The sequence below is a fragment of the Amycolatopsis plumensis genome, from assembly GCF_042652605.1.
Classification (GTDB): Bacteria; Actinomycetota; Actinomycetes; order Mycobacteriales; family Pseudonocardiaceae; genus Amycolatopsis; species Amycolatopsis plumensis.
The window spans coordinates 2,448,508-2,468,373 of sequence record NZ_JBHSJY010000001.1; the positions used below are offsets into that span (position 1 = coordinate 2,448,508).

18 protein-coding genes, 1 tRNA gene and 3 pseudogenes are annotated in these 19,866 nt (G+C 72.4%); 7 read left to right on the forward strand and 15 right to left on the reverse strand.

The window, feature by feature from the left end; all coding sequences use genetic code 11:
• Window positions 1-77 precede the first annotated feature (77 nt).
• The 7 genes from ACFPLC_RS11615 to ACFPLC_RS11645 all read right to left on the reverse strand — a co-directional run bounded on the left by ACFPLC_RS11615 (window position 78) and on the right by ACFPLC_RS11645 (window position 4,431).
• Window positions 78-332 carry a glutaredoxin domain-containing protein gene (locus ACFPLC_RS11615; RefSeq protein ID WP_191312688.1) on the reverse strand — a complete coding sequence of 85 codons (255 nt, stop codon included), beginning with the start codon at window positions 330-332 and terminating at the stop codon, window positions 78-80.
• A complete protein-coding gene (locus tag ACFPLC_RS11620) occupies window positions 329-1,099 on the reverse strand; it encodes an MBL fold metallo-hydrolase (RefSeq protein ID WP_378208074.1) in 771 nt (256 codons plus the stop codon). The genes ACFPLC_RS11615 and ACFPLC_RS11620 overlap by 4 nt, the downstream gene beginning before the upstream one ends.
• On the reverse strand, window positions 1,096-1,914 hold the full coding sequence (locus ACFPLC_RS11625; RefSeq protein ID WP_378208076.1) for an NUDIX hydrolase: 819 nt from the start codon (window positions 1,912-1,914) through the stop codon (window positions 1,096-1,098). Before ACFPLC_RS11625 ends, ACFPLC_RS11620 begins: the two co-directional genes overlap by 4 nt.
• 108 nt (window positions 1,915-2,022) lie before the next feature.
• A complete protein-coding gene (locus tag ACFPLC_RS11630) occupies window positions 2,023-3,147 on the reverse strand; it encodes a hypothetical protein (protein WP_378208079.1) in 1,125 nt (374 codons plus the stop codon).
• Window positions 3,148-3,183: 36 nt separating this feature from the next.
• Complete coding sequence (locus ACFPLC_RS11635; RefSeq protein ID WP_191312695.1) at window positions 3,184-3,810, reverse strand: hypothetical protein; 627 nt, start codon at window positions 3,808-3,810, stop codon at window positions 3,184-3,186.
• A complete protein-coding gene (locus ACFPLC_RS11640; RefSeq protein ID WP_103340129.1) occupies window positions 3,810-4,265 on the reverse strand; it encodes a RidA family protein in 456 nt (151 codons plus the stop codon). The genes ACFPLC_RS11635 and ACFPLC_RS11640 overlap by 1 nt, the downstream gene beginning before the upstream one ends.
• A gap of 4 nt (window positions 4,266-4,269) precedes the next feature.
• The gene (locus tag ACFPLC_RS11645; RefSeq protein WP_003068074.1) at window positions 4,270-4,431 is read right to left on the reverse strand and encodes a DUF4177 domain-containing protein; all 162 of its coding nucleotides are present in this window, start codon (window positions 4,429-4,431) and stop codon (window positions 4,270-4,272) included.
• 127 nt (window positions 4,432-4,558) lie between these two features.
• Here ACFPLC_RS11645 and ACFPLC_RS11650 point away from each other — a divergent pair, with 127 nt between their 5' ends.
• From ACFPLC_RS11650 to bagB, 3 genes are read left to right on the forward strand one after another with little or no spacing between them, the layout of a single operon-like run.
• Window positions 4,559-4,807 (forward strand): hypothetical protein, encoded by a 249-nt coding sequence (locus ACFPLC_RS11650; RefSeq protein WP_378208084.1) that lies wholly within the window; start codon window positions 4,559-4,561, stop codon window positions 4,805-4,807.
• Window positions 4,808-4,828: 21 nt separating this feature from the next.
• Window positions 4,829-5,836, forward strand: a complete 1,008-nt coding sequence (gene bagA, locus ACFPLC_RS11655; protein ID WP_378208087.1) for an ATPase BagA — start codon at window positions 4,829-4,831, stop codon at window positions 5,834-5,836.
• The gene (bagB, locus tag ACFPLC_RS11660) at window positions 5,833-6,954 is read left to right on the forward strand and encodes an ATPase BagB (RefSeq protein WP_378208090.1); all 1,122 of its coding nucleotides are present in this window, start codon (window positions 5,833-5,835) and stop codon (window positions 6,952-6,954) included. The genes bagA and bagB overlap by 4 nt, the downstream gene beginning before the upstream one ends.
• Window positions 6,955-7,036: 82 nt before the next feature.
• Here the strand turns inward: bagB and ACFPLC_RS11665 are convergent, their stop codons facing one another.
• The gene (locus tag ACFPLC_RS11665; RefSeq protein WP_103340124.1) at window positions 7,037-7,333 is read right to left on the reverse strand and encodes a WhiB family transcriptional regulator; all 297 of its coding nucleotides are present in this window, start codon (window positions 7,331-7,333) and stop codon (window positions 7,037-7,039) included.
• Window positions 7,334-7,677: 344 nt separating this feature from the next.
• On the opposite strand from ACFPLC_RS11665, the pseudogene ACFPLC_RS11670 reads away from it, so the two are divergent.
• Window positions 7,678-9,893: pseudogene (locus tag ACFPLC_RS11670) on the forward strand (transglycosylase domain-containing protein).
• Window positions 9,894-9,969: 76 nt separating this feature from the next.
• Here ACFPLC_RS11670 and ACFPLC_RS11675 read toward each other — a convergent pair.
• Complete coding sequence (locus tag ACFPLC_RS11675; protein ID WP_378235807.1) at window positions 9,970-11,667, reverse strand: protein kinase domain-containing protein; 1,698 nt, start codon at window positions 11,665-11,667, stop codon at window positions 9,970-9,972.
• 117 nt (window positions 11,668-11,784) lie between these two features.
• Here ACFPLC_RS11675 and ACFPLC_RS11680 point away from each other — a divergent pair.
• Window positions 11,785-12,766, forward strand: a pseudogene (locus ACFPLC_RS11680) (metallophosphoesterase).
• A gap of 29 nt (window positions 12,767-12,795) precedes the next feature.
• Window positions 12,796-12,869, forward strand: a tRNA-Pro gene (locus tag ACFPLC_RS11685).
• Between the two features lie 137 nt (window positions 12,870-13,006).
• Here ACFPLC_RS11685 and ACFPLC_RS11690 read toward each other — a convergent pair.
• Complete coding sequence (locus ACFPLC_RS11690) at window positions 13,007-13,780, reverse strand: methyltransferase domain-containing protein (RefSeq protein WP_378203130.1); 774 nt, start codon at window positions 13,778-13,780, stop codon at window positions 13,007-13,009.
• A gap of 39 nt (window positions 13,781-13,819) precedes the next feature.
• Between ACFPLC_RS11690 and ACFPLC_RS11695 the strand changes: the two are divergent.
• Window positions 13,820-15,671, forward strand: a pseudogene (locus ACFPLC_RS11695) (S9 family peptidase).
• Between the two features lie 34 nt (window positions 15,672-15,705).
• Here the strand turns inward: ACFPLC_RS11695 and ACFPLC_RS11700 are convergent.
• Genes ACFPLC_RS11700 through ACFPLC_RS11720 form a run of 5 tightly spaced genes read right to left on the reverse strand, consistent with a single transcriptional unit; the run spans window position 15,706 to window position 19,760 of the window.
• Complete coding sequence (locus ACFPLC_RS11700) at window positions 15,706-15,891, reverse strand: tautomerase family protein (protein WP_191312711.1); 186 nt, start codon at window positions 15,889-15,891, stop codon at window positions 15,706-15,708.
• A 32-nt stretch (window positions 15,892-15,923) separates the two neighbouring features.
• Complete coding sequence (locus ACFPLC_RS11705) at window positions 15,924-16,943, reverse strand: GNAT family N-acetyltransferase (RefSeq protein ID WP_378203137.1); 1,020 nt, start codon at window positions 16,941-16,943, stop codon at window positions 15,924-15,926.
• Window positions 16,940-18,007 carry a hypothetical protein gene (locus ACFPLC_RS11710; protein ID WP_378203140.1) on the reverse strand — a complete coding sequence of 356 codons (1,068 nt, stop codon included), beginning with the start codon at window positions 18,005-18,007 and terminating at the stop codon, window positions 16,940-16,942. Before ACFPLC_RS11710 ends, ACFPLC_RS11705 begins: the two co-directional genes overlap by 4 nt.
• Window positions 18,004-19,044 carry a GNAT family N-acetyltransferase gene (locus ACFPLC_RS11715; protein WP_378203143.1) on the reverse strand — a complete coding sequence of 347 codons (1,041 nt, stop codon included), beginning with the start codon at window positions 19,042-19,044 and terminating at the stop codon, window positions 18,004-18,006. The genes ACFPLC_RS11710 and ACFPLC_RS11715 overlap by 4 nt, the downstream gene beginning before the upstream one ends.
• Window positions 19,041-19,760, reverse strand: coding sequence for a hypothetical protein (locus ACFPLC_RS11720; protein WP_378203187.1), 720 nt, complete (start codon window positions 19,758-19,760; stop codon window positions 19,041-19,043). The genes ACFPLC_RS11715 and ACFPLC_RS11720 overlap by 4 nt, the downstream gene beginning before the upstream one ends.
• Window positions 19,761-19,866: the final 106 nt, after the last annotated feature.

Consider the following 19,866-nt stretch of genomic DNA (forward strand, 5'->3'; position numbering starts at 1 on the left):
AGTGTCGACATGTCAGCACCGCCGTCGCCCGGTCGGCGGGTGAGGTGAGACCGGGCTGCGCGAGGTGTGGGCCGACCTCAGCCCGCCGAGGCTGCCTTGACCGCCGCTTCGACCTCGGCGAACGACGGGTTCACCATCGCCTTCGAGCCCACGATCACCGTCGGGACCGTCTCGTTGCCGTTCGCGACCTCGCGGACTCGTGCGGCCGCCGCCGGGTCCTCCCAGATGTTGATCGCGCGGACGTTGAAGCCGCTCTTCGACAACGGCCTCTCGAGCGCGGCGCAGAAGCCGCAGCCCGGACGCCAGTAGAACTCGACCTCGACGTTGCTCATCCGTTCTCCTCCGACCGCAAGTAGTCCAGCTGCGCCTGCACGCTCCACTCGGCGGGCGCCCACAATGCCCGGTCGACGTCGGCGTACACGACCTCGACGACCTGGCGCGGGGTGGCGTCCGGCCCGAGTGTCTTCAGAGCCGAACGCACCTGGTCGAGCCGCTGTTCCCGGTGGGAAAGGTACTCGCGGGCGGTCGCGGGCAGGTCGGGGAGCTCCGGACCGTGCCCGGGCAGCCCGGCCGTGCCGGCCGGCAGCTCGATCAGCTTGCGCAGCGACCGCAGGTAGTCGCCGAGGTCGTGCAGCACCGTCGTGCCGCGGCCGAGGATGGTGTCGCCGGTCAGCACCTGGCCGTCGAGCACCAGGGACACCGAGTCGTCGGTGTGCCCGGGCGTGTGCAGCACCCGGAGCGAAAGGCCGCCCGCCGCGATCTCCTCGCCGTCCACAAAGGACGAAGCATCGAGGCACAGCGTCGGGTCGAACGCCCGCACCGGCGCGCCGACGCGCTCGGCGAACCACGGCGCGCCCTCCGCGTGGTCGGGGTGGTGGTGCGTGAGCAGGACCAGCTCGACCGGACCGACCGCGGCCAGCAGCTCGAGGTGCTCGAGGTCGCGGTAGCCCGGGTCGACGACCACCGCCGGGCTCGACGGCGTCGCCCGCAGCACCCAGCTGTTGGTGCCCTCGAGCGTCATCGACGACGGGTTGTTCTCCAGCAGCACCGACGCCGTCTCGGAGACCTGGCGCAGCACGCCGTAGGCGGGGGCGTTCATCGCGGCTCCAGGACGACTCGGACGTGGCCGTTCTCCCGCACCAGCGTCGGCGCGATCCGGACGATCTCGCGCGGCGCGTTCAGCACGTCGTCGGCCGTCGCGAACTCCGCCAGCTCGCTCAGCGTCAGCCACGTCGGCGGCATCAGCATCCGGCGGCCCTCGCGCGCGTCGGCGATGGCGTCTTCAGGACGCTGCCAGCCGGAGCTCGACGCCTCCGACGTCGCCCCGTCAGCCTCCTGACCTTCGGGCAGCTTCGCGACGTAGAAGCGGGTGTCGTAGCGCCGCGGCTCCTGCTCCGGCGTGATCCAGTGCGCCCACGGGCGCAGCAGGTCGGCCCGCAGCGTCAGGCCCGCACCGGCGAGGAACCCGGCCAGCGAGACCTCCCGCGTCTCCAGGGCCTGGCGGGCCGCCGCGTACGGCGTGACGTCGGTGAGCACGTCCGCCGCGCTGCCCGCGAGCAGCACGCCGGACTCCTCGAACGTCTCACGCACGGCCGCGCAGGTCAGCGCCCGCGCGAGGGCTTCGTCGCAGCTGAACCGCGAGGCCCACCACGACGGCTCGGGCCCGGCCCACGCCACCGACGTGTCGGCGTCACGCCGGTCGACCCCGCCGCCGGGGAACACGGTCATCCCGCCCGCGAACGGCATGCCCTTGACCCGGTGCTGGAGGAAGACCTCGACACCGTCGGCGCCGTCCCGGACCAAGATCACCGTGGCCGCGTCCTTCGGCGTCGCCGGCGGGCCGTCGGCGTTGGCGCGGGTGGCCACCCCCGCGCCGACCGGGATGTCGAAGACAAACTCCGTTGGCTGCTCCACCCGGGCAACATACCTCCGCCACCCGACGTCCCGTCGCGCAGTTGTGGCACTCCAGACACAGCAAAAGCGGCACTTTCATAGGGAAAGTGCCGCTTTGTGCCGCAAACCTCAGGGGGCGGTCCAGCCGCGCTGGTCGCCACCGGAGCGGGACGCGCCGTTGAGCCGCATCTTCGCCGCCTCGGCCCGCTCGCGCTCGGCCAGCTCGGCGTGCAGCTCGCGCAGCAGCGCCCGGTCGCGCTCGCTCAGGCTCGGGTCGTCCAGGTCCAGCGCGGGCAGCTCGACGACCTCGTGCATCGACGGCTTGCCCGCGGCGATCTCGCGGCCCTTCTCCGGGTCCTCGGCCAGCGCCTGCCGCAGCTGCGCCACCTCGGCCGGGGTCAGGTCGGCGGTGCGCTCCGCCCGCGTCTCCGACCGCGCCTTGCGGGGCGGCTCGGCGGCGGGCGGCGAGACGATCGGCACCACCGGGGCGACCGGCTCGGGCGGCGCCGTCGTGGTGCTGCTCGACCGCATGCTGTGCCGGCTGCCCGACTCGGCGACCGGCTCCGGCGTCACCGGGGCCGGCGGCTTCACCGGCTCCGACCGGTACGACGACGAGCTCGACGTCGTGCTCCCGGTCACCCAGGCCGGCGACGCGGCGGCCGACGCGGCCTGGTGGTACTCGGAGTGCGCGACACCCGGCCCGCTGACCTCGACGACCGAGTGGATCCCGGCCCGGCGCAGTGCCGTGTCGACGCGGAACGCGACGGCCGGCGGGTTGCCCTCCGGCCCCAGCTCGACGAGCACCACGCGCTGCGGCAGCGCGCCCGGCACGCTGCCGGCCGGGGTGTTGCGCCACACCGCGTGCACCGAGCGGACGTCCGGCAGCACCTGCAGGGTCCGGTCGAGCGCCTCGGCGATGCCGAACTCCGGGGCGTTGTCGCCGCTGAACCGGTGCGTGTTGACCGGCTCGGTCTCGTCGACCAGCAGATCGTTCGCCAGCGTCGCGTCCGAGCGGCTCATCTCGAGTACCAGCGCCAGTTCGCGCTGCTCGGCGGAGCTGACCGGGATCCGGCCCGCGATGAGCGTGCCGGTGGTCAGCTCGACCGCCTCGTCGATGTGGGCCCGGGCGATCAGCTCACGCGCTTCGGTGAGCGCGCTGTCGTCGATCCGGCCCGCCAGGGCCAGCAACAGGTTGTGCAGGCGCAGGGGCACCGAGAACCCGTCCATGGGCGGGCCGTCGTGGACCTCCACCATTGCCTTGCTCCCTCCCAGCTCGCTGGCGGGCGAGCGTTATGCGGCTACGAGCCGGGACCCCGCCACGGCGCCCACGCAGACCAGCTCTGAGTCGGCCAGCGCGGCCCGGTGGTACCCCGGCAGGTCGAAGCGCGGCGGGATGACCTCGACGCTGGGCTCTTCGTCGCCCAGGACCCGCAGCACCCGCTGCAGTTCGCCGGTCAACCTCGGCAGCCCCGCCTGCGCGGTGATCAGCAGGACGCGCTTGGCGGTGCCCTGCCCGACCACACCGACGTGTCGCCAGCTCTGCCGCACTTCCCCCACGTCCGGGCGTCCTCGCAACGTTGCGTGGATCAACACGGACACGGAGTCGACCGAGTTAACCCATTCGGGCGCACTCGACGTGAATGTGTACCGGTTCTCGGAGACGTCGTCTACCCCCAGCGTCGAACTGACCTGGTGCCAGTCGGCGCCGTGCGGGATGAGACCGGCCACGAGCAGCCGGTACTCCGTTTGGTCGAGGTCGATCCTGTGCTTAAGCAAAGACCTCGGCAGGGTCCGCGCGAGGGTGCCCATGGCGCCCTCGCCGAGCCAGTCGCGGAACCGCCACAGCAGCTGGTCGGGCAGCCGCCCGGCCAGCCGGATCAGCAGCTCGTGGGTGGACTGCTCGATGTCCGGGTCCATCACTGCACCTCCACGATCAGTTCGACCTCCACCGGCGAGCCGATGGGCAGCTCCGCGACGCCGACGGCCGAGCGGGCGTGGATGCCCGCGTCGCCGAAGACCTCACCGAGCAGTTCGGACGCGCCGTTGACGACCGCAGGCTGGCCGGTGAAGCCCTCCGCGGAAGCCACGAAGCCGACAACCTTGACGATCCGCGCGACGTTGTCAATGCCGACCAGGGCGTGCACGGCCGCGAGCGCGTTGAGCGCGGAGGTGCGGGCGTGGCCCTTCGCCTCTTCGGGGCTGATCTCCGCGCCGACCTTGCCGGTCGCGGCGAGCACACCGTCGACGAAAGGCAGCTGGCCGGAGGTGTAGACGTGCTTGCCGCTCTGGACGGCGGGCACGTACGCGGCCAGCGGGGCCGCGACGCCGGGGAGCTCGATGCCGAGCTCCTTCAGCCGTTCGCTCCAGGTCACCGGGTCAGCCCTTCGGACGCTTCAGGTACGCGACGTGCTGCTCGCCGCTCGGGTTCGGCAGCACGGTGACCAGCTCCCAGCCGTCCTCGCCCCACTGGTCGAGGATCTGCTTCGTGGCGTGGATCAGCAGAGGGACGGTGGCGTACTCCCACTTGGTGGCGCTCATGAACCGGGAGCGTAGCCAAGCGGGCAAGAGCGGCGGGGACGGCCGCCGGAAAACGGGCCGCGACGCGCCGAGGTGTGTCCCATCTCACCCTCAGCGCGGCCCGGTCGGGCGTCGCTAGCGTGGGTTCATGGAAACGTGGCGGGTGATCGCGACGGCGCTGCTCGCGGCGGCCGGGCTGCCGCTGGTGCTCGTCGTGATGGCGAAGGTGCGCGACCGGACGCAGAGCTCCGGCAACGTCGCGCTCGGCGGGGTCGTCACCCTCACCTTCCTGGTCGTGGTGGGCGTGCTCACCCTGACCGTGCTGCCCGGGGCCGTGAGCTGGGCGTTCGTCGCCGTCGTGGCGGCTGCGGTCAGCGTCATGCTGCTGGCCGGTTGAGCGCTGAATTAGGGTGAAGAAGTGACCGCTTCCCACGCCGGCTGGACCGACGAGCTTGCCCGCGCCCGGCTGCACTTCGTCACCGGCAAGGGCGGGACCGGGAAGACGACCCTCGCCGCCGCGCTCGGGCTCGCGCTGGCCCGCGAAGGCCGCCGGGTGCTGCTCATCGAGGTCGAAGGCCGTCAGGGCATCGCCCAGCTCTTCGACACCGAGCCGCTGCCCTACGCCGAGCAGCGCATCGCCGCCGTCCCGGGCGGCGGGGAGCTGCGCGCACTGCACATCGACGTCGAAGCCGCGCTGCTCGAATACTTCGAAATGTTCTACAACCTCGGCTTCGCCGGCCGGACGCTGCGGCGGATGGGCGCGATCGAGTTCGCCACCACCCTGGCCCCCGGCCTGCGGGACGTCCTGCTCACCGGGAAGATCAAGGAGTGCGTCGGCCGGACCGAGTCCGACGGGCGGCACACCTACGACGCCGTCGTCGTCGACTCGCCGCCGACCGGCCGGGTCGTCAAGTTCCTCGACGTCACCAAGGCGCTGACCGACCTCGCGAAGACCGGCCCGATCCGCGGCCAGGCCGACGGCGTCGTCCGCCTGCTGCACTCCGGCCAGACCGCCGTGCACCTGGCCACGCTGCTGGAAGAGATGCCGGTGCGCGAGACCGTCGAGGCCGTGGCCGAGCTGGACGGCGCCGACCTGCGCCCGGGCGCGGTGCTGGTCAACCGGGTCCGGCCGGAGCGGCTGCCCGCCCGCTCGATCACCGCGGCCGCGGACGGGCGCGTCGACGCCTCGCGCGTGCGCACCGGGCTCGCTTCGGCCGGGCTGAAACTGCCGGAAGACACGTTGGACGCGCTCGTGGAAGAAACTGTCGAACACGCCGTGCGGGTCGCCGCCGAGCAGCGGGCCCGCGAGCAGCTCGCCGAGGCCGACCTGCCCACCCTTGAGCTGCCGGACGTGACCGACGGCATCGACGTCGCCGCCCTCTACGAACTGGCGGAAGCCCTGACCGACCAGGGGGTGCGGTTGTGACCACGATCGACATCGACGCCCTGCTCGACGCCCCGGAGAGCCGCGTGATCGTCTGCTGCGGCTCCGGCGGCGTCGGCAAGACGACCACGGCCGCGGCGCTGGCCCTGCGCGCGGCCGAGCGCGGCCGCCAGACCGTGGTGCTGACCATCGACCCCGCCCGGCGGCTGGCCCAGGCGCTCGGCCTGCGCGAACTCGGCAACCACCCGAAGCAGGTGCAGGTCGAGGGGTTCGAGCCCAAGGGCGAGCTCTGGGCGATGATGCTCGACATGCGCCGCACCTTCGACGACATGGTGCGCGTGCACGCCGGGCCGGAACGCGCCGAGCAGCTGCTCCAGAACCCCTTCTACCAGACGATTTCCACGTCGTTTTCCGGTACGCAGGAGTACATGGCGATGGAGAAGCTGGGCCAGCTCGCCGCCACCGGCGAGTGGGACCTGATCATCGTCGACACCCCGCCGAGCCGGTCCGCGCTGGACTTCCTCGACGCGCCGACCCGGCTGTCGAGCGCGCTGGACGGCCGGATGATCCGGCTGCTCACCGCGCCGGCGAAGGCCGGCGGCTGGGGCCTGCGCAAGGTGGTCAACGCCGGGTTCTCGATGTTCGCCAAGGCCGTGTCGACGATCATCGGCGGCCAGCTGCTGACCGACGCGTCGGCGTTCATGCAGGCCTTCGACAGCATGTTCGGCGGCTTCCGCGAGCGCGCCCGCAAGACGGCGGAGCTGCTGCGCTCGTCCGGGACGTCGTTCCTGGTCGTGGCCGCGCCGGAGCCGGACGCGCTGCGCGAGGCGTCCTACTTCGTGGAGCGGCTGTCGGCCGAGTCGATGCCGCTGGCCGGGCTGATCGCGAACCGGACGCACCCGGTGCTCGCGAAGCTGTCCGGCTCGGAGGCGCTGGCCGCGGCCGAGTCGCTGCAGGAGGGCGACACGAACGCCCCGCTGGCCGAGGCCGTGCTGCGGCTGCACGCCGACCGCGTCGAACTGGCGGCGCGCGAGGAGCGGCTGCTGGCCCGGTTCACCAGGGCGCACCCGGAGGTGGCACTGGCGAAGGTGCCGGCACTGGCCGGCGACGTGCACGACCTCGACGGCCTGCGCGACATCGGCGTGAAGCTCGCCGGCTGACCCCGCCGCATGCAGTGAATGACTCATTCCTGGCGTCGGATGCCAGGAATGAGTCATTCACTGCGTTTGTGCGGCAGGACGCTCAGCCGACGGAGACGCGTTCCTCCGCGTCCCGCTTGGCGGCTTCGAGCAGCTCCGCCCAGCTCACCACGTCGGGGCGGCGGCGCAGCAGCGCCCGCCGCTCCCGTTCGGTCATGCCTCCCCACACGCCGAAGTTGATCCGGCCGTCGAGTGCTTCGGCGAGGCATTCCGTCCGGACCGGGCAGCCCATGCAGACCGCCTTGGCCCGGTTCTGCTCCGCACCCCGGACGAACAGGCCGTCCGGATCGGCGTCCCGGCAGGACGCGTTGATTCGCCAGCTCGACTGGTTGGTTTCCATACCCCCAGCTCCCTACCCTGGTGATCGACGCACCAGCGGGGAAAGGCACTGCGCGCCCTGCCCCCGCGAGCGTGTCTCCCTCAGCTCACGTCGGTTACCCGGGCACCTCCCCGGTGCCGGTGCCGCCGAACGGAGCAGGCGAGCTCCCACTCGCGTTGATCCATCCGACGGCTTTTCTTCGTGAGACGTTGACGGACTGTAGGGGCCCTCGGTTCCCCCCGTCGAGACCCAGAATGCCTTCCGTTACCAGATGTCACCGAAGGGGGGCTGTTTTGTCACTGAATCCACACCTGTGGAGACACGGCGTCACCGGCGCCTGAGCCGTTCCGGGTAGCCTGGCCCTCGTGCGAAAAGCGGATGGTTTGTTCAAGCTCATCGGCCTCTGTCTGCTCGCGGGGGTGCTCGTCGCCGGCATGCTCTTTCCCGTCGTGGGGGCTGCCGGCGTCATGTCGAACCAGGCCAGCGAGACGGTGGAGAAGCTCCTCCGACCTCGCGGACATCCCACCGCCCCTGGTGACGACGGTCACCGACAACACCGGCAAGCCGATCGCGACGCTGTACAACCAGTACCGGCTGCCGATCAACGAGAACCAGGTCAACGAGGCCATGAAGTGGGCGCTGGTCTCGGTCGAGGACAAGCGGTTCTACGAGCACCACGGCGTCGACTGGCAGGGCACGCTGCGCGCGGCCGTCAGCAACAGCACCGGCGCCGACACCCAGGGCGCCTCGACGCTGACCCAGCAGTACGTGAAGAACTACCTGATCAACGTGGTCTACCGGACCGACCAGGTCGGCCAGAAGAAGGCCCAGGAGCAGTCGATCGCCCGCAAGCTCAAGGAAGCGCGGATCGCGATCCAGCTCGAGACGAAGCTGACCAAGCAGCAGATCCTGGCCGGTTACCTCAACATCGTCGAGTTCTCCCGGCAGATCTTCGGGATCGGCGCGGCGGCGCACGCGTACTTCGACACGACCCCGGAGAAGCTCTCACCGTGCCGCAGGCCGCGCTGCTGGCCGGCCTGGTGAACAACCCGATCAACAACGACCCGTGGAACCACCCGGACAAGGCCACCGCGCGCCGCAACCTGGTGCTCGACCGGATGGTCGACAACAAGAAGCTGGCCAAGGCCGACGCGGACCGCTTCAAGGCCGAGCCGCTGGGCGTGGTCCCGGACTCCCCGAAGAAGCCGCCGGCCAACTGCATCGGCGCGGGCCCGGAGGCCGGCTTCTTCTGCCAGTACGTCGAGGACTACCTCCTCAAGGCCGGCGGGATGACCAAGGACCAGCTCTACACCGGCGGCTACACGATCAAGAGCACGCTGGACGAGCGCGCCAACCACGAGGCGAAGGTCTCGGCGGAGGCGCAGGTCAAGAAGACGCAGCAGTACGTGGCGAACACGTTGTCGCTGGTCAAACCGGGCAAGGACCGGCACGAAGTGGTCGCCTTGGCGGCGAACCGGGACTACGGCCAAAACCAGGACGAGGGCCAGACGACCTACGCGCTGCCCGCGGGTGTCTACAACACCGGTGTGCCGGGTCGACGTACAAGATCTTCACCAGTGCGGCCGTGCTCGACAAGGGGCTGGCGGGCATCTACTCGCCGGTGGACCTGCCGGAGACCTACACCTCGCGCGTCTTCACGACCGAGAAGGGCGGTTGCAGCACCACGCCGACGGGCAAGCCCCGCACCTACTGGTACTGCGTCGGCAACGCGGCCGACTACAGCAAGACCGCCGCGAACGCCACGCTCCAGACCGCACTGGCGACGTCCCCGAACACCACGTTCGTGGAACTCGAGGACCGGCTCGGCAGCACCGGTCCGGCCATCGACATGGCCAAGCGGCTCGGCATGCGCGAGACGATGGCCAGCAACATCGGGGGCGGGCCGGTCGACCCGAAGGCGGAGCGGGAGGAGAAGCGCCTGAGCCAGGCCGAGTTCTACGGCCCGCGAGGCAACAGCCCCGGCTTGGGTGCGTTCACCCTCGGCTTCAGCCCGTTGAGCGGCCTGGAGCTGGGCAACGTCGCGGCGACCATCCTCTCCGGCGGCGTCTGGTGCCCGCCGACGCCGATCGCCGGGGTGACCGACCGCAACGGGAACCCGGTGCCGGTCAAAGAAGCCCCGTGCGAGCAGGCGGTGCCCGAGGGCCTGGCGAACACCCTCGCCGTCGGGATGAGCAAGGACGACCAGCCGGGCGGCACGTCGTTCCAGGCGGCCAGCGCGGTCGGCTGGGACCGTCCGATGATCGGCAAGACGGGCACGACCCAGGGCAACGTCTCGGCCACGTTCGTCGGCGGCACGCCCCAGCTGGCGGGCGCGGCGATGACGTTCAAGTTCGGCGGCGGCCAGGGCGGTATCTGCGACGCGGGTCCGGGCAACGTCCGCGTCTGCCTGGGCGGCGGCAACATCTTCGGCGGCAAGGCACCGGCCCGGACCTGGTTCGGCGCGATGAAGAACATCATGGACGCCAGCCAGCCGAGGATGGAGCTTCCCGCTCCGGACCCGAAGTACACGGGCGGCGGCCCGCTAGCCAACTGCCCTCCAGCACCGGCGCGGCCCTCGTGAGTGGTAAGGCGGGTTAGAACCCGCCTTACCACTCACGAGGGGCTACGGGGTCAACTGCTTCCCATGTCCACCAGGATCAGCGAGTTCCACACGCGTAGAGCTTGTCGAGATCGTCGTTCGTGGTGACCTTCGTGGACAGCAGGATGCCCGCCACCAGGTTCTTCTTCTCCGTCCACACCAGCTGGGCCGGGTCGCCCAGGAAGCAGGTCAGGTACTCGCCCGGGACCGGGTTGGGCACCTCCGCCCGGTAGTACGTGCCCAGATCTTGGGGTACTTGTTGGGGCGGCACGCACCTGGGCGTCGTTGCGGGTGAGGCCTGCGTCTTCACGATGTCCTGGAAGAACGCGTCCATCGCCGCGGCATCGGCGAAGCGGAGGAACCGCGCGCCGGTCGGTTCCGGGAACCAGACGTTGCCGATCTTGACGTCGCCGGCGGCCGAGGCGCCGCACTCGACCGCCGCGGCCGTCCCGCGGGGGCCGCCACGTCGGTGCACGTCCGGTAGATCGGCGGCAAGGCGGCGTGCAGCTTCTCGTCGCGCGGCGGCTTCGATTCCGTCCAAAGTGGACGGTCGCTCGTCCGAAGTGGCCCGGTGACCGCGGCGTCGACGGAGTGCGTGGGAGATTCGCTGGGGCTGGGCGGGTTCGTCGGCCCGGCCCCCCGCGGTCTGGGGGTCGTTCTGTCCCGCGTCACGACGTAGGTGACCACCAGCGCGCCACACCACGACGATCCCCGCCAGCGCGGCGGACAGCGCGATCCACGGTTCCGCTGCGACTTCGGCGGTACGGCGCGGCCGGGCAGACTTGCCGACGGCCCGGTGAACCGGCGGGCGGGGGGCGGCGCGCGGGGTGGAAGCCGGTCGGCGGGCGGTCGGGGGGCCGAGCGGGATCGGCCCGGACCGGGTGGGTGGCGGCGGCACCGGGCCCGGCAGCGTCTTCTGCCACGTCGGCATCGGCGGCGCCGTCGGGGCGGTCACGGCCGCGCGGACGGCGTCGGCGAACGCTCCCGCCGTCGGGTACCGGTCCGCGGGGTCCTTCGCCATTCCGCGCGTCACCACGGCGTCCAGCGCCGGCGGGAGGCCCGGCCGCGCGCGGGAGAGTACCGGCGGTGGCGCGGTCAGGTGCGCGCCCATCTGCGCGGCCGCGCCCTCGGCCGGGAACGGGCGGTGGCCGGTGAGGCACTCGAAGAACACGCACGCCAGCGCGTAGACGTCGACGAGCCCGGTGATCGGGGCGTCGCCGAAGCGTTCCGGCGCCATGTAGTCGAGGGTGCCGATCACGTTGCCGGTGCCGGTGATCGACGTCCCTTCGGCGGTCATCGACCGCGCGATGCCGAAGTCCACCAGGTACACGAAGTCCGCGCTCGTGACGAGCACGTTCGACGGCTTGACGTCGCGGTGCACCAGGCCGTCGGCGTGGGCGGCGTCGAGCGCCCCGGCGACCTGGGCCACGATCCCGGCGGCTCGCGCGGGGTCGAGCGGCCCGTCCTGGAGCAGCTCCTTCAGGTCACGGCCTTCGACGAGCCGCATGTCGAGGTAGAGGCGGCCGTCGATCTCGCCGTAGGCGTGGATCGGGATCACGTGCGGCTCCCGCAGCCGCGCGACGATCTGCGACTCGCGGCGGAACCGCGCGCGGAAGGCCTCGTCGGTGACGAACGGCTCGGACAACAGCTTCAGCGCGACGACGCGGTCGTGCGCGGTGTCGTACGCGCGGTGGACCTCGCCCATGCCGCCGCGGCCCAGCACGCCTTCAAGCCGGTACGGCCCGAACTGCTCCATCGTTCTCCCCAAGCCCCCCGCTTGAACACCCTTCTCCGGCCGACGCAAATGCTAAGCGGCAGGTTCCCCGAAACGGCGGTGAAGTCATCCAACTGTTGAGCACGTATCCTGGAGGTTGTGAGCACGCTCAGTAACACACGCACGTCGGGGGCGACCGCCGCGCGCCTCGCCGCGGGGACGGTGGCGCTCGGCGTCGCCACCCTCGGTTACGCCGTCGGCATCGAACGGCGCCGCTGGACCCTCCGCACCGCCGAACTGCCCGTTCTGGCCCCCGGGTCGCGGCCGTTCACCATCCTGCACGTCTCCGACCTGCACATGCTGCCCGGCCACCACAGCAAGCAGCGCTGGGTCGCCGCGCTCGACGAGCTGAACCCGGACCTCGTCGTCAACACCGGCGACAACCTCTCGCACCGGACGGCCGTCCCCGGCCGTGCTGCGCGCGCTGGGCCCGCTGCTCGACCGGCCCGGCGTGTTCGTCTTCGGCAGCAACGACTACTACGCGCCCAAGCCGAAGAACCCGGCCCGCTACCTGATGCCGCGGGGCAAGAAGAAGCGCATCCACGGCGTCCAGCTGCCGTGGCGCGACCTGCGCGCGGCGTTCGTCGAGCACGGCTGGACCGACCTGACGCACGTGCGCCGCACCATCGACGTCGGCGGGCAGCCGGTGTTCGCGGCCGGCGTCGACGACCCGCACCTGCGCCGCGACCGCTACACCGACATCGCGGGCCCGGCCGACAGCGGCGCGGCCGTCCGCCTCGGCGTGACGCACTCGCCGGAGCCGCGCGTGCTGGACACATTCGCCACGGACGGTTACGACCTGGTCCTCGCGGGCCACACCCACGGCGGCCAGCTCCGGCTCCCGGGCTACGGCGCCATCGTCACGAACTGTGACCTGGATCGCAGCCGGGCGCGCGGGGCCTCACGGTGGGGGGCGCACATGTGGCTGCACGTCTCGGCCGGCTTGGGGACGTCGCCGTGGGCGCCGGCGCGGTTCGCCTGCCCGCCGGAGGCGAGCCTGTTGACGCTGGTCCCGCGCGGATCGGGGTCCAACGAACCCCATAAGTCGGCCCCCCGTAAAGCCCGAGACAGCGTCCGCTAGACTTCTCCACGACCCGTTAAGCAGTACCTCGGGGTGTGGCGCAGCTTGGTAGCGTGCCTCGTTCGGGTCGAGGAGGTCGTGGGTTCAAATCCCGCCACCCCGACGAGAGCGCCGAGAGGGCCGGTGTGTTGGCGGAAAGCGCCAACCACGCTGGCCCTCTCGGTGTTTTTTGGGGTCGAACCCCAAACCCCGCCAGGGGGCTTCGCCGCCCTGGACCCCCTGCGCTACCGCGTGTCGCGCTCAGGGCCGGGTCGCCGTCACTTCGACCCAGCACTGGCTGAAGTCCCCGTCACCGCCGCGCGTCCACACCCAGGCCGAACGGGCCGCGCTCGCCAGCTGGTCGCGGTCGCGGGCGTACGCCGGGTCCGCGATCGCCGCGTCCAGTCTCGACTCCACGTACTTCGCCAGGTCGCGGTAGCTCATGTCTTCGCGGTACTTCGCCCGCGACGCCACCTCCGTGAAGCCCGCCCGGACGCACTCCTCCGCGATGTGCCGCCCCGCGAACGGGTCGCCACCCGCGCGGCGGCGCAAGAGGTAGTGACCTCTCAGCGCCGCGTCGACGTTCGCCGTCTTCGGGCGCAGGCGAGCCTTGCTCCAGTCCGATGTGGACAGCGCCAGCTTCCCGCCCGGACGGAGCACCCGGCGCAGTTCCGCCAGCGCGTCGGCCGGAGAAGCCAGGTGCTCGAACAGCGCGTGCGAGAACGCCACGTCCACGCTGCCGGAAGCGAACGGCAGGTCGTACGCCGACCCGACGACGAAGTCCACTGTGGACCTTCCGGCGCGCCGGGCCGCCTCGCGGGCGAGGACCACCTGGCCCGCGTCGCGGTCGACACCCGCCACCCGGGCCTCCGCGGCCAGGCCCAGGGTGATCGAGCCGGGGCCGCAGCCGAGGTCGACCACCCACATGCCCGGCCGGAACAGGGGCTGGGCGAACACCGCGCGCTCCGCCGCCGTGCGCGCGGACATCATCGACACCGCGTCTGCACCGTAGCCCGGCGCGTAACCCTCCAGCACCCCGCACACAGTACGGCCAGAAGGTGGCAGGATCGAGGGGTGAGCACGCAGTCAGCCAACCAATATCCGCCCGCGGTGGTCCCGGACCGGCTGTTCGACGACGCCGAAGCCGAAGCCCGCTGGCGCGCCCGCTTCCACGCCCCGCGCATCTCCGTTCCCGAGTGGGCCCGCGACGCCCCAGAAGCCAACGTCTACGTCTCCAACGCCAGCGGCGTCTGGGAGGTTTACGCCTGGAACCGCGCGACGGACGAGCACCGCCGCGTCACCGACCGGCCCAACGGCACCCTGCACGCGACGCCGTCCCCCGACGGCCAGTGGATCTGGTGGTTCGACGACACCGACGGCGACGAGTTCGGCTCCTGGGTGCGCGAGCCGTTCGCCGCGACCGAGGGCAGCAAGCCGGAGAAGGCCGTCCCGGACGTCCACGACGGCTACCCGGCCGGCCTCGAGATCGGCACGCGGCTGGTCGCGGTCGGCGTCTCGACCGACGACGGCAGCGAGCTGTTCGCCCGGATCGGCGGCGAGACGCGCCGCTTCTACAGCCACCCGGACGACGCCGGCATCGCGTCCCTGTCCCGCGACGAGAGCCTGATCGCGATCTCGCACTCCGAGCACGGCGACTCGCGACACCCGGCGCTGCGGGTGCTCGCGACGGACGGGTTCGAGACGGTCGCCGAGAAGTGGGACGGCGAGGGCAAGGGCCTCTCCGCCCTCGAATTCTCCCCGCTGCCGGGCGACCAACGGCTGCTGGTGCTGCACGAGCGCCGAGGCCGCGAGGAGCTGCTCGTCTGGGACGTCCGGGCCGGCACCGAGACCGAACTCGAGCTGGACCTGCCCGGCGAGGTCGTCGCCGGCTGGTACCCGGACGCGCGTGCCCTGCTCGTCGTCCACTTCCACGAAGGCCGCAGTTCGTTGTACCGCTACGACCTCGAGACGGCTGAGTTGTCCTCTGTGGACACCCCGGCCGGCCGGATCGGCGGGGCGGGCGTCCGTCCGGACGGCACGGTCGAGTACTCGTGGTCCAGCGCCGCCGAGCCGGCCGCGGTGCGGGCGCGGGCCACCGACGGCACCGACTCGATCCTCCTGGAGCCGCCGGGCGAGCGGGCGCCGGGGTCGGAGCCGGTGACCGACGCGTTCGTCGAAGGCGTCGGCGGCCGGATCCACGCGCTCGTCTCGCGGCCCTCGGACGCGCCGGAAGGCCCGCTGCCCACGGTGTTCTCCCTGCACGGCGGCCCGCACGCGGCGGACGAGGACCGCTTCTCCGCTTATCGGGCGACCTGGCTCGACGCCGGGTTCGCCGTGGTCGAGGTCAACTACCGCGGCTCGACCGGCTACGGCTCGGCCTGGCGCGACGCCATCGAGGGCCGCCCCGGCCTGACCGAGCTGGAAGACGTCGCCTCGGTGCACGACTGGGCCGTCCAAACCGGACTCAGCGACCCGCGCGAAGTGCGTCGTGAACGGCGCTTCCTGGGGCGGCTACCTGTCCCTGCTGGCGCTCGGCACTCAGCCGTCGCGGTGGGCGGCGGGCGTCGCCGGGGTGCCGGTGGCCGACTACGTCGCCGCGTACGAGGACGAGATGGAGCAGCTGCGCTCGTTCGACCGCGCGCTCTTCGGCGGCTCGCCGGAGGACGTGCCCGCGGTGTACCGGGAGTGCTCGCCGATCACCTACGTCGACGCCGTGACGGCGCCGGTGCTCGTGCTGGCCGGCGACAACGACCCGCGCTGCCCGATCCGCCAGATCGAGAACTATCTCGACCGCCTCGGCGGCCGCGACCTGCACCACGAGTTCTACCGCTACGACGCGGGCCACGGCTCCCTGGTGATCGCCGAGACGATCAAGCAGACCGCGATCGAGGTCCACTTCGCGCTGCGGGCCCTCGGCCTGCGCTGACCCGGAGAGGGCACTTTCACATGAAAGTGCCCTCTCAGCGGTCCGAGTAGAGGACGCCGCCGGACGCCCAGTGGTCGGCGCCGATCTCGACCAGCGTCACCTGGACGCCTTCGGGCTTGCCGCCACAGGTGCGGACGAAGGCGTCGGTCAGCTCGCGGACCAGAGCGCTCTTCTGGGCCGGCGTCCGGCCGGGGAACATGGCAACGCTGATCATCGGCATGGCGGCTCCTGCAGGTAGGTGACGCCCGGAAGCTAGCACCACGCCGGGATGGCGGCCGCGTACTGGGGTACCAGCCGCGCCCCCAGCGAGGCCTTCATCTCGGCCATCTTCTTGCCGAACACCACGGACGTGCGCCCGCACCCGATCGCCCAGCGCACCGCTTCGCCGTAGAAGTGGAAGTACAGGTTCGGCCGGCCGCCGTCCTCCGGCCGGAGCGCACCCCAGTGCCGGGCGATCGGCTGCTCCGGGTGGTCGAACAACGTCGCCAGGGCGATCAGCCTGCCGGTCCGCGTGTCCCGGTACTCGATCACCCCGACGTCGGGCTGGCGCAGCAGCGCCGTCAGGTAGCCGGTGAAGTGCGGGAGCGGCACGATCGGCACGTCGTGGTGCTTGCGCTCGTTCACCCGGAGCACCTCCGCGACGGCGACCGGGTCGGCGTCCTTCCCCGGCACGAACCGCACCTCGACCGACGGGTCGGCGTCGAAGGTGCGGAAGATCTTGCGCAGGTTCTGCTTCCGCTTCCGGGCCAGGGAGTTCATCCAGTCGTCGCGGGAGCCGAACTCCCCGACGTCGAGCACGGCGACGTCCTCGGTCCGCCGCACCAGCCGGAACCGCCCGGAGACGGCGTCCTCCCCCGCCGCCCCGACCTGCCGCAGCAGCAGCCCGCCGAACCCGGGCCCGAGCTCGGCCCGCATCGCCGGGACGTACGTCTCGAGCAGCCGCCGCACGCCGCCGTCGGCGTCGTCGCCGTCGAACCACCAGCCGGGTTGCGAACTCGCGCCCGGCCCCCGGACGTCGAGACCGCCCAGCCGGCCCCGGCCGGCCCCCGCGAAGCGGTACCGCCGGGTGCGGGCGGTGACCCACGCGGCGCTGACCACCCCGCACGGCCGGTCCCCGTCCCGGAACACCGTGATGGGCTGCGGGGTCCGCGCCGCCCAGGCCTGCGTGGCCAGCACCTCCCAGCTCCAGTCGGCCCGGAGCCCGGCCCGCTCGCGCAACGCCGTCCAGTACCCGGGTTCCGGGTCGTGGCGCGGGTCGAGGACGTCGATCATCGGCCCAGCACCGGCCGGGGCACGGCCACCGAGAACAGGCTTCGCGTGCCGAAGCCCAGCGCGGACTTCTCGGGCAGCATGGCCCGGCCCGCGGTCAGCTCCGGCCTGCGCGCGGCGATCATGTGGGCTACGCACTTCGCGTAACAGTCGACATAGAGACCCTTCCGGCCCCCGGCCGCGCTCGGCAGCGCGGCCCAGTGGTGCACCGCGCAGCCGCTCTCCTGGTCGATCATCGTGTTGAAGCCGAGCAGCCGGCCGTCGCCGTCGCGGTAGGTGCGGGTCAGCACGTCCGGCCGCCGGACGAGCGCGTCGAGGTACCCGGACGCGATCGGGCTGCGGGTGTCCAGGTGCAGCCCGCCGACGCGCGAGCGCTGCCCGCCCGCCCACGCGCGTTCGTCCTGCCGGGCGCGGTGGGCGTTGAGCAGCACCGCCAGCTCGTGCGGGTCGAGGTCGGTCCGCCCGAACGCCGCTTCGGTGGCGACGTCGGCGTGCAGGTACCGCCGGACCTCGCGGCTCAGCGACGCCTCCCACTCGGCCGGCGTGGCGTAGGTGTTGCGCAGCACGGCGGCCGGATCGATCTCGCGGCTGATCCGGCCGCGGCCCGTCAGCGCCGGCACCAGCTCCGGGTTCATCGCCCGGTAGACCACCCCGAGCAGGCCGGCACCGACGTACTGCCGCAGCGCCCGTTCGAACTCGCGGATCGCCTCGCGCCGGGAAGGCGCGCCGACGTCGTCGTCGAAGACGCACGCGGGATAGCCGCTCAGCAGCGGGAGGTAGACCTCGGCCCAGCGCAGCGGGAACCGGCCGCCGGACACCGGCGCGAACTCCCGCGCGCCCCAGCCGCGGCACACCATCACCGACAGCGCGCCGACGACCCGGGTGCCCCGCCGGACGACCGCGAGCACCGGCGGGTTCTTCGCCAGCCAGGCCTCGCGGCGCAGCAGCTCGTAGTCCCACACCGGCGGCAGGCAGCGGCTGCGGAAGGCGGCCCAGCCGTCGGGTGGCGGGTCGGTCCGCGGGTCGTGGACGGCCACGGCTGTCGTCGTCGAAGCGAGCACGGTCATCGGCCGAGCACCGGCCTCGGTGCCGCGGCCGCGTAGAGCTTGCGCGGCAGGAACCCCAGCTCCTGCTTGAGCTCGTTCATCCCGCGGCCCGCCGACAGCTCCTTCGCCCCGCGCTGCGTCATGAACCGCACCGCGCGGACGTAGGAATCGAAGTACAGCCCCGATCCCCGGCCGCGCTCGTCCAGCGGCAGCGCCGCCCAGTGCTGCAGGCACGGGCTGTCCGGGTGGTCGAGCAGGGTATTCACCGCGAGCAGCCGGCCGCTGGGGTCGGCGTAGGTGAGGGTGTGCACGTCCGGCCGCCGGATGAACCGGTGCAGGAAGCCCGCCGACGGGACCGTGCGCGTGTCCAGCGGAAGCTTCCCGTAGCGCTCTCGGTGCGCCTTGACCAGGGCGGCGACCTCGGCGCCGTCGACGTCGTCGCGGCCGGGTCCCCCGCGGACGACCAGCTCCGGGTCTTCGGCGATCCGGCGGCGCCGCCGTCGCAGGCTCGAGCGCCGGGCGCCGGGGAGCGTCTTGAGCCAGTCCTCTTCGGACTGGAACCGGTTCTCCAGCACGGCCGTCGACTGCGCGGGCCGGACCAGGCGGCCGAGGCCCGCGGTGTGCCCCGCGAACTCCTCGTCGATCGCGCGGTACAGGACGCCGAGCAGGCCGGGCCCGAGGTGACGCCGCAGCGCCCGTTCGAACTCGCGGAGTAGCGTGGCCCGGTCGCCTGCCGGGAAGCCCGGCGCGAACACGATGCCCGGGTAGCCGCTCAGCCACGGCAGGAACACCTCGGCCCAGATCGGCCGCAGCGATCGCCGTCCCGGCGCGGGCGCGAACCGCGGAGCCAGCCGCGGGTGGCAGACCAGCACGGACAGCCCGGCCACGATCTCGCCGCCGTCCCGCGCGACGGCGATCCGCTGCGGGTTGCGCGCGCCCCACGCTTCGAGGCCCAACAGCTCGTAGTCCCACACCGGGTGCAGCCGCGCGGTCCGGAAGAACTCCGGCCAGCCCGCGGGGGCCGGGTCCACGCGGGGATCGTGGAACTCGAACCTCATGTCAGGACGACCGGGGTGCCGTGGCGCGGGCAGGGAGCGATTTCACCGCGCACCCCGCCGGCCGGGAGGACGTCCACGAACCGCGGGGAATCCTGGCGCAGCAAGGTGAAGGCGAGCCCGCCGGCGGTGGGCCGCGCGTACACGTGCGGCCAGTCGAGGTGCCACCGGCCGCAGTTCCCGAGTGCGCCGAGGTACCCGAGCACCGGGTCGTGCAGCACGCCGTAGGGGCCGCTGTCCAGCGAGTCCAGTTCGCGGTGCGGCACGGCCTCGAGCCGGTGGGCGTCGGGGACCGCGGCGGTGACCGCGGTGATGGCCTTGTCTTCGCCGACCACGAGCACGCGGTGCCCCCGGTGCAGCACGGCCGTCAGCTCGCGAAGCACCGCGACGCCCGGCCCGTCCGGGTCCGCGACGCAGCCGCGCACCCCCTTCGGCAGGTCGGACGGCGGCCGCAAGTCGTCCGGCCCGAGCAGGACGACCAGGCTCCCGGGCCCGGGAGCCCGGGCCGTCCGCAGCACCCGGCCGAGCCCCCGCGCGGGGTCGGGCCGTGGTGCGCCGCCGGCGAGCGGCACGAGGTCGACGAGTTTGTGCACAGCTTCCGCGAGGGGTGCCGCGCCGCCGTTCGTCCCGGTGCGACCGGGCACGACGACCGGGTCCTCCCGGCCGTCGAGCGCCCAGCGCTCGCGGTAGAACGGCACCGTGGCGAACGCCGACCGCACCGCCCTGACGTAGGCAGCACGCCAGACGACCCCCGCCCCCAGATTCCACATGGCCGAGAAGTCTGCGTCATCCGCCGGGCCAGCGGAAGCACTTCGCCTGCAGGAA